At 70.2% G+C, this 8,491-nt stretch carries 9 protein-coding genes and 1 pseudogene; 4 read left to right on the top strand and 6 right to left on the bottom strand.

Annotated elements, in window-relative coordinates; translation table 11 throughout:
* Positions 1–169 precede the first annotated feature (169 nt).
* A complete protein-coding gene (locus tag H3O04_RS31565; RefSeq protein ID WP_012329405.1) occupies positions 170–1,195 on the top strand; it encodes an XdhC family protein in 1,026 nt (341 codons plus the stop codon).
* 60 nt (positions 1,196–1,255) lie between these two features.
* Here H3O04_RS31565 and H3O04_RS31560 read toward each other — a convergent pair whose 3' ends face one another.
* The 6 genes from H3O04_RS31560 to fliE all read right to left on the bottom strand — a co-directional run bounded on the left by H3O04_RS31560 (position 1,256) and on the right by fliE (position 5,424).
* Positions 1,256–1,990 (bottom strand): PepSY-associated TM helix domain-containing protein, encoded by a 735-nt coding sequence (locus H3O04_RS31560; protein ID WP_006477527.1) that lies wholly within the window; start codon positions 1,988–1,990, stop codon positions 1,256–1,258.
* Between the two features lie 268 nt (positions 1,991–2,258).
* Positions 2,259–2,576 carry an EscU/YscU/HrcU family type III secretion system export apparatus switch protein gene (locus tag H3O04_RS31555; RefSeq protein ID WP_175766921.1) on the bottom strand — a complete coding sequence of 106 codons (318 nt, stop codon included), beginning with the start codon at positions 2,574–2,576 and terminating at the stop codon, positions 2,259–2,261.
* Positions 2,573–3,943, bottom strand: a complete 1,371-nt coding sequence (gene fliK / locus H3O04_RS31550; RefSeq protein ID WP_202589185.1) for a flagellar hook-length control protein FliK — start codon at positions 3,941–3,943, stop codon at positions 2,573–2,575. The genes H3O04_RS31555 and fliK overlap by 4 nt, the downstream gene beginning before the upstream one ends.
* Before the next feature lie 171 nt (positions 3,944–4,114).
* The gene (locus H3O04_RS31545) at positions 4,115–4,447 is read right to left on the bottom strand and encodes a flagellar protein FliT (RefSeq protein WP_011546441.1); all 333 of its coding nucleotides are present in this window, start codon (positions 4,445–4,447) and stop codon (positions 4,115–4,117) included.
* Positions 4,444–4,878 (bottom strand): flagellar export chaperone FliS, encoded by a 435-nt coding sequence (gene fliS, locus H3O04_RS31540; RefSeq protein ID WP_006477524.1) that lies wholly within the window; start codon positions 4,876–4,878, stop codon positions 4,444–4,446. Before fliS ends, H3O04_RS31545 begins: the two co-directional genes overlap by 4 nt.
* 201 nt (positions 4,879–5,079) lie before the next feature.
* Entirely contained in the window at positions 5,080–5,424 is a 345-nt protein-coding gene (gene fliE, locus H3O04_RS31535) for a flagellar hook-basal body complex protein FliE (RefSeq protein ID WP_006486991.1), read from the bottom strand.
* Positions 5,425–5,672: 248 nt separating this feature from the next.
* Between fliE and fliF the strand changes: the two genes are divergently transcribed.
* From fliF to H3O04_RS31520, 3 genes and pseudogenes are all read left to right on the top strand, one after another.
* Positions 5,673–7,436 carry a flagellar basal-body MS-ring/collar protein FliF gene (gene fliF, locus H3O04_RS31530; RefSeq protein WP_011546443.1) on the top strand — a complete coding sequence of 588 codons (1,764 nt, stop codon included), beginning with the start codon at positions 5,673–5,675 and terminating at the stop codon, positions 7,434–7,436.
* Positions 7,426–8,421: a flagellar motor switch protein FliG gene (gene fliG / locus H3O04_RS31525; protein WP_011546444.1), complete on the top strand. Its 996-nt coding sequence runs from the start codon at positions 7,426–7,428 to the stop codon at positions 8,419–8,421. Before fliF ends, fliG begins: the two co-directional genes overlap by 11 nt.
* A pseudogene (locus H3O04_RS31520) lies at positions 8,414–8,491 on the top strand (flagellar assembly protein FliH); the annotation flags it as partial. The gene fliG and the pseudogene H3O04_RS31520, both read left to right, overlap by 8 nt.

Here is an 8,491-nt window from a genome sequence, read left to right as displayed (position 1 = left end):
CCCCCCGGCCGCCGCGCGATCAGTGTCCGATCGTCGCGATCTCTTGCCTGATCGTCCAGATTCGCCCTCACCCGCTGCACGCGGCCTGCACGCGCGCGCCGGGCGGTTCATAATCCCGCCATCGAACGACGGCGCCGCGGGGCGGGCCGTCCGGCAACAGGAAAAAACGATGGAAAGCGTCGATCTCGATGTACTGAAATCCAGCGCGCGCTGGCTCGAAGAAGGGCGCCGCGTGCTGCTCGTGACGGTCGTGAAGACGTGGGGCTCGTCGCCGCGCCCCGAAGGCGCGATGCTCGCGGTGCGCGAGGACGGCCTGGTGGTCGGCTCCGTGTCCGGCGGATGCATCGAGGACGACCTGATCGCCCGCGTGCATGCGAGCGGCATCGCGGCCGATGCACGCCCGGAAGCGCTCAAGTACGGCGTGACGGCCGAAGAGGCGCACCGCTTCGGGCTGCCGTGCGGCGGCACGATCCAGCTGGTGCTCGAGCCGCTCACGCGCGACAGCGGGATCGCCGCGCTGTGCGCGGAAGTCGAGGCCGGCCGCCTCGTCACGCGCACGATGACGCTCGCGACCGGCCGCGCATCGCTGTCGCCCGCGCAGGCGACCGACGGGCTCGCGTTCGACGGCGAACGGCTCGTGACGATCCACGGGCCGCGCTACCGGATGCTCGTGATCGGCGCCGGCCAGTTGTCGCGCTATCTGTGCCAGATCGCGGTCGGGCTCGACTACCAGGTGACGGTATGCGATCCGCGCGAGGAATACACGGATGCGTGGGACGTGCCGGGCACGCGCGTCGTCCGCACGATGCCCGACGATACGGTGCTCGACATGAAGCTCGATGCGCGTTCGGCCGTGATCGCGCTCACGCACGACCCGAAGCTCGACGATCTCGCGCTGATGGAGGCGCTGAAGACGCCCGCGTTCTACGTGGGTGCGCTCGGCTCGCGGCGCAACAACGCGGCGCGGCGCGAGCGGCTGCGCGAATTCGATCTGAACGAAGTGGAACTGGCCCGGCTGCACGGGCCGGCCGGCATCTACATCGGCAGCCGGACGCCGCCGGAAATCGCGATCTCGATCCTCGCCGAGATCACCGCCGCGAAGAACAACGTGTCGCTGCCGACGATCCTGCAGGTCGAAGGCGCGAAGGCCGCGCGCGAAATCGCGGCGAACAGCGGCGCCGCCTGCGGGCTCTGACCTGCGGCGGCGGGTGGCCTCGCTCGCCGGACGCCGGCCGTTACCCGGCGCGAACGTCGGTCAGGTCAGGCCGGCAGCGAGCGCCGCAGCAACCGAACCGACCACCAGCACGACGCCGACCGTGCGGCGCTTGTTCAGTTCGGTCCACAGCAGCACGCCCGTCAGCGACAGCAAGATCAGCGAACCCGCGATCGTATCCATCAGCAGCACCCAGCCGAGATTCATCCCGACGCCGCGATGCAGGTTGTTCAGCGTCGTCAGGAACGTGTTGCCGGTGCGCTTCACCGACACGTAGCCGTTGCCGACCCAGTATTCGGCCTGCAGGTTCTGGTGCGGCCCGAACACGCCGAATTGCCAGTGCTCGGGCTGCATCACGCGCTTGTCGCCCCACGCGACGGCCTGCGCGGGCTCCTTGCGCATGCGGCCCGGCTTGCCGTCGAAATGCAGTTCCTGCTGCAGCCACTTCGTCATCGCGGCGGGTGTTTTCGGCACCGGGTCCGGCAGCGCGATCTGCAGCTCCTCGACCTGCGGCTCGCCGGTCGAAATCTTCAGCGGCGGCGCGCGGTGGTTCAGCAGCACGCCGGTCACGCCGAACAGCAGCCCGAGCACCGCGCCCCACAGCCCGACCCAGCCGTGCACCTTGCGCAGCCACTTGATGAAGGTCGCGCGGCGCGAGCGCTGGCGGCGCGCGGCCAGTTCGTCGTCGTTCAGCGGGCGGCCCGCCGGGTGCAGCACGGTGACGCCGGCGCGCGGCATGCCCGTCTTGGGCGGGTCGATCGTTTCGGGCGCGTTCACGCGAAAGTATCCATTCGTTCAAAACAACGGGCGGCGCGCAGGGAGTGCGCACCGCCCGGTCAGCATGAAAATGAGAATGGATATCATTACATAAATCGAAAGCCGGCTCAATCCGTATGCATACGGAGCGGCAGGTTCGACGTGCGCGCGAATCAGGGAGAAAGGCACGCGTTGCGAGGCGATGACGCTCGATGAGCGGCACATGCCGGCAAAGCGGTCACGCAAGCCCGGACAGCATTTCGTAAGCAGGCGCCCGACGACAGGCCGTTCAGCGCAACGGCGACAACGGAAAACGCGGCGCGGCGTCGTCCGGCGCGGGCTCGGTGCGGTCGAGCGCGTATAGCCACGCGAGCAGGTCCGCGACCGCCTGATAGAGCTGCGGCGGAATCCGGTCGTCGAGATCGACCTGCATCAGCAGCGACACCATCTCCGGCGCCGTGTGCACGTACAGCCCGGCATCGTGCGCACGCGCGACGATCATCTCGGCGAGCACGCCGTAGCCCTTCGCCACCACGCGCGGCGCCGCATCGCCGCCTTTCGGGTCGTAGACGAGCGCGGCAGCGCGCTTGCGGGACGTCATGCTCATGGCAGCGCCTCGTCATCGTCGCCCGGCACCCGCGCCTCGGGGCCGCCCGCCGCGCCGCGCGCATACGCGGCCGCGGCGGCCTGGGCGGCGAACAGGTCGAAGCCGTCCGGCCCGTCGTCGACCGCGCGGATCGACAGCCCGCCCACCTTGAGTCCCGAGCCTTCGAGCCGCTGCCGCAGCGCGGCTTCGTGGCGCGTCAGACGGTCGGCACCCGTCGGGTTCGCGCGCAGCCGCGCGATGAGCTGCGCGCCGTTCAGCACCAGCTCGGCATCGACCGTGCCGAGCGACGGCAGCATCAGCGTCAGGCGCGTGCGCCACGCGATGCCGTCGCCCGCGTCGTCGCCACCGCCGCCGCGCGGCGCACGGTGGCCCGGCTCGTCGGGTTCGATCGTCCAGTCGAGCCGCGCGCCGGGCCATGCCTCGCCCGTCCAGCGAAACTGGTCCGTCGCGAGCGCATCGAGCTGCTGCCGCACGAGCGGCACCGCGGCCGGGTGGACGGTCGCGAGCGGTTGCGGCTGCGGACCGGACGATGCGGCGGCCAGTTCGGCACGCGCGGGCGTCCAGCGCGTATCGGCGGGCGTAGCCAGCGGATCGGACGGATCGGGCGGCAACGACGCGCCCGGCCGGGCCGCCGCCGGGGCGGCCTGCGCAGGGTCGCGCGCAGGCGCGCCGCCCGGTGCGGGCGGTTGCGCGGTGCCCCGCGCGGCGGCCGGCAGCGACGGACGCTGCGCGAGCAGTTCGTCGAGCAAGTCGGTCGATTCGTGCGGGAAGGCGTCCGGGTCGGCCGGCGCGAGCGCGGTCGCGAGGCGCGCCTGCGGCTCGCGCAGCAGCGCCGCGAGCGGACGTTGGCCAGCCAGCCACTGCGCGAGATGGGATTCGTAGAAGAGGCCGCTTTCGCTCACGGCCTGCGCCAGCGCCGCACGCAGCGCCGCGACGGGCGGGGCCACCGACGGCGCAGCCGCGGCCCGCGTCGCCGCGGCGGACGAGGACGACGCTTGATCGGGAACCGGCGTGGCGGCCCCAGCGGGACCGGACGCAGCCGGCGCGCGCGCCGGCACGGGCGTATCGGTGAGCAGCACGGCGGGATCAGCCAGCAGCGGCAGCCGACCGACGATCGCCGGCGTCGCATCGCCGCCCGAGCGCGAGATCGCGTCGAGCACGCGCCCGACCTCGGACAGCGCGGTCTGCGTGGAAGCAGGCGGCGCGGAGGGCGGGCTGCCGGCCGGCGGCGCGGACGACGCGCCGGCGCCCGGCGTGCCGACCTGCGCGGTCGCGCCGCCGCCGGCGGGCGCCGACACGGTGCCGGTCAGCAGGCTGTCGAGGCGGCTCGCCAGCAACGCGGCCGCAACGGAGTCGATACCGGTCATGATCGGAGCCTGCTCACCTTGGGGCATTCGCATGCGCGTTGCATATGCAAACAGCCCCTACACATCGTTGCGAATCCGGGGCGCGGCACGCCGGTGCCGCCCGCGGGAACAGCGCGCGCCGCGTGCGGCAGCGGGCCCGGGCGCCGCGCGCCCGTCTCCCGGAACACGGCCCTACCCGCGCGCGCGGTAGAGGTCGGTCAATACCTGGGTCGAGCGCCGCGCCTCGAACAGCGCGGACAACCGCGCGACGTCCGGACTCGCGAGATCGCGGATCGCGGCGTCGTCGGCCAGGATGCGGCGGATCAGGTCGAGCTTGCGGCCGAGATCCGATTCGTCGAGCGCGACGCCCGGATCGGCCTCCTTCAACCCGTCGACGAGCTGCATGAATTCGGCCTGCAACCCCGGCAACGCGCTCCAGTCGGCGCCGCGCGCGGCGCACAGCATCCGGCCCGACACGGCGGCGAGCGCCTCGTAACGCGCGAAGTATTCGGCCTTGAGATTCATCGTGATGCTTCCGCTACCTGTTGCGCGGCCATCCGCGCGACTTCCGGGGCGATGCCCGTCCATGCTTCCTCGAGCGTCGCGAGCAGGCCGTCGACCTCGACCAGCATCGCATCGCTCGCCTGCGCGTTCGCTTCCAGCAGGCGCCGGCCGATATACGCATACAGCGCATTGAGGCGCTCGGCGATCTCGCCGCCCGCGTCGCGGTTCAGCGACGCCTGCAGGCCGCTCTCGACGATCCGGATCGCCTTGCCGATCGCTTCGCCGCGCCCGGACACGTTGTCCTGCTGCAAATGCATGCGCGCCAGCGCGATCGCCTGCCGGGCGCCCTGGTACAGCATCGCGATCAGCCGGTGCGGGGAGGCGCCCATCACCCCGGTCTCGACGCCGACACGCGCGTACGCACTGGCTCCAGCGTGTCCTGGGGAAAACATGCGCTTCTCCTTGTTATGTGCCTTGGCTATGCGGGAGCCGCCGCCGTGCGTCGCACGGCGCGGCCTTCACCGGAGTTATCGGAAGGGATTTGGAAAGCTTTAGGTGAGCAGGGGCTGCCGCCGGGCGTCCGATGCCGGCGCGCCGGTCTCGTTCTGCAAGCCGGGCTGTGCCCGGATACCCGTCGTCGAATGGCCGCCCCTTTACACCGACATCTGCATGATGTCGTTGTAAGCGCTCACCAACTTGTTGCGGACCTGGAGCCCGAACTGGAAGCCGATATTGGCTTTCTGCATGTCGACCATCACGTCGTTCAGCGAGATGTTCGGCGCGCCGACCTCGAACGCCTTCGCCTCGCCGAGCGCATGCTGCTGGTCGCCGCTGATCTTGTCGAGCGATGCCTTCATCGCGCTCGCGAACGTGCCGGCCGTCGCCGCGCCCGAGCCGGCCAGCGCCGCCGTCGGGCTCGCGACGCCGCCGGACGCCTGCGCGGCCATCGACTGCATCTGTTGCAACACCGAACCGATTCCGCTGACGTTGGCAGTCATGCTGTCCCCAGACATAGAGAAAAGACCCGGACGCACCGGGCGATCCGCTGGCGCCGCACCACGCGCACCATGCCGGATCGCGAAAAAGGATAGCAGCGCGGCGCGCGTCAAAGCCGCGAAAGTACGGGGGAAACCCCGCTCTTTTCGGTCGATCGGAGTACGCCGCCGGTCACGATAATCGCATCGTGTCATTGTCCGCCCGCTCGTCCGAGCGAGCTCAGTCGTCCCGCTCCGGAGAAACTCGACGCATGGATTCGCAGGCCAACTCGCTGATCAACCCAGACGCCCGCGCGGGCCTCAGCCCGGCGCCCGGCGCCGCCGCGGCCGCCGCGTTGCCGGGCGCGGGCGGCGCAGGCGCGGACTTCGGGCTGGGCGGCTTCGCCGAACGCATTCCCGGCATCTCGCGGATGAAGGGCAACCCGAAGCTGCCGTTCGTGATCGCCGTCGCGTTCGCGATCGCCGCGATCACCGCGCTCGTGCTGTGGAGCCGGGCGCCCGACTACCGCGTGCTGTACAGCAACCTGTCGGACCGCGACGGCGGCGCGATCATCGCCGCGCTCCAGCAGGCAAACGTTCCCTACAAGTTCGCTGATGCCGGCGGCGCGATCCTGGTGCCGTCGGGCCAGGTGCACGAAACCCGCCTGAAGCTCGCCGCGATGGGGCTGCCGAAGGGCGGCTCGGTCGGCTTCGAGCTGATGGACAACCAGAAATTCGGCATCAGCCAGTTCGCCGAGCAGATCAACTACCAGCGCGCGCTCGAAGGCGAGCTGCAGCGCACCATCGAATCGATCAACGCCGTGCGCGGCGCGCGCGTGCATCTCGCGATCCCGAAGCCGTCGGTGTTCGTGCGCGACAAGGAAGCGCCGAGCGCGTCGGTGTTCGTCGACCTCTACCCGGGCCGCGTGCTCGACGAGGGCCAGGTGCAGGCGATCACGCGGATGGTGTCGTCCGGCGTGCCCGACATGCCGGCCAAGAACGTGACGATCGTCGACCAGGACGGCAACCTGCTGACCCAGACCGCGTCCGCGTCCGGCCTCGACGCGAGCCAGCTCAAGTACGTGCAGCAGGTCGAGCACAACACCCAGAAGCGCATCGACGCGATCCTCGCGCCGATCTTCGGCGCCGGCAACGCGCGCTCGCAGGTCAGCGCGGATCTCGACTTCTCGAAGATCGAGCAGACGTCGGAAAGCTACGGCCCGAACGGCACGCCGCAGCAGGCCGCGATCCGCAGCCAGCAGACCAGCAGCGCGACCGAACTCGCGCAGGGCGGCGCGTCGGGCGTGCCGGGCGCGCTGTCGAACACGCCGCCGCAGCCGGCCTCCGCGCCGATTGTCGCCGGCAACGGCCAGAACGGGCCGCAGACCACGCCGGTCAGCGACCGCAAGGACCAGACGACCAATTACGAGCTCGACAAGACGATCCGCCATACCGAACAGCCGATGGGCAGCGTGAAGCGCCTGTCGGTGGCGGTCGTCGTCAACTACCAGCCGGTCGCCGACGCGAAGGGCCACGTGACGATGCAGCCGCTGCCGCCCGCGAAGCTCGCGCAGGTCGAACAGCTCGTGAAGGACGCGATGGGCTACGACGCGAAGCGCGGCGACTCGGTAAACGTCGTGAACAGCGCGTTCTCGACCGTGAGCGACCCGTACGCCGACCTGCCGTGGTGGCGCCAGCCCGACATGATCGCGATGGCGAAGGAAGCCGCGAAGTGGCTCGGCATCGCGGCGGCCGCGGCGGCGCTCTACTTCATGTTCGTGCGCCCGGCGATGCGCCGCGCGTTCCCGCCGCCCGAGCCGGCCGCGCCGGCGCTCGCGGCGCCGGAAGACACGGTCGCGCTCGACGGCCTGCCCGCGCCGGAAAAGGCCGCGGAAGAAGCCGATCCGCTGCTGCTCGGCTTCGAGAACGAGAAGAACCGCTACGAACGCAACCTCGACTACGCGCGCACGATCGCCCGCCAGGATCCGAAGATCGTCGCCACCGTCGTGAAGAACTGGGTGTCCGATGAACGCTGAAGGCTTGACCAAGAGCGCGCTGCTGCTGATGTCGATCGGCGAGGAAGAGGCCGCGCAGGTATTCAAGTTCCTCGCGCCGCGCGAGGTCCAGAAGATCGGCGTGGCGATGGCCGCGCTGAAGAACGTCACGCGCGAGCAGGTCGAGGAGGTGCTGCAGGACTTCGTGAAGGAAGCCGAGCAGCACACCGCGCTGTCGCTCGATTCGAACGAGTACATCCGCTCGGTGCTGACGAAGGCGCTCGGCGAGGACAAGGCCGGCGTGCTGATCGACCGCATCCTGCAAGGCAGCGACACGAGCGGCATCGAGGGCCTGAAATGGATGGATTCGGGCGCGGTGGCCGAACTGATCAAGAACGAGCATCCGCAGATCATCGCGACGATCCTCGTGCACCTCGACCGCGACCAGGCGTCGGAAATCGCGTCGTGCTTCACCGAGCGGCTGCGTAACGACGTGCTGCTGCGGATCGCGACGCTCGACGGCATCCAGCCGGCCGCGCTGCGCGAGCTCGACGACGTGCTCACGGGCCTGCTGTCCGGCAGCGACAACCTGAAGCGCAGCCCGATGGGCGGCATCCGCACCGCAGCCGAGATCCTGAACTTCATGACGAGCGTGCACGAGGAAGGCGTGCTCGAAAGCGTGCGCCAGTACGACGCCGATCTCGCGCAGAAGATCATCGACCAGATGTTCGTGTTCGAGAACCTGCTCGACCTCGAGGACCGCGCGATCCAGATGGTGCTCAAGGAAGTCGAGTCGGAAACGCTGATCGTCGCGCTCAAGGGCGCGCCGCCCGCGCTGCGCCAGAAGTTCCTCGCGAACATGTCGCAGCGCGCGGCCGAGCTGCTCGCCGAGGATCTCGACGCGCGCGGCCCGGTGCGCGTGTCCGAAGTCGAGACGCAGCAGCGCCGCATCCTGCAGATCGTGCGCAACCTCGCCGAGAGCGGCCAGATCGCGATCGGCGGCAAGGCGGAAGACGCGTATGTCTGATTCGGCGAGCGATCGCGTGGGCACCCTCACCGCGTACCAGCGGTGGGAGATGGCGTCGTTCGACCCGCCG

It is taken from the genome of Burkholderia sp. KCJ3K979 (assembly GCF_016759955.1).
In the GTDB taxonomy this organism is placed as follows: domain Bacteria; phylum Pseudomonadota; class Gammaproteobacteria; order Burkholderiales; family Burkholderiaceae; genus Burkholderia; species Burkholderia orbicola.
This window is presented reverse-complemented; position numbering and strand designations above follow the sequence as displayed.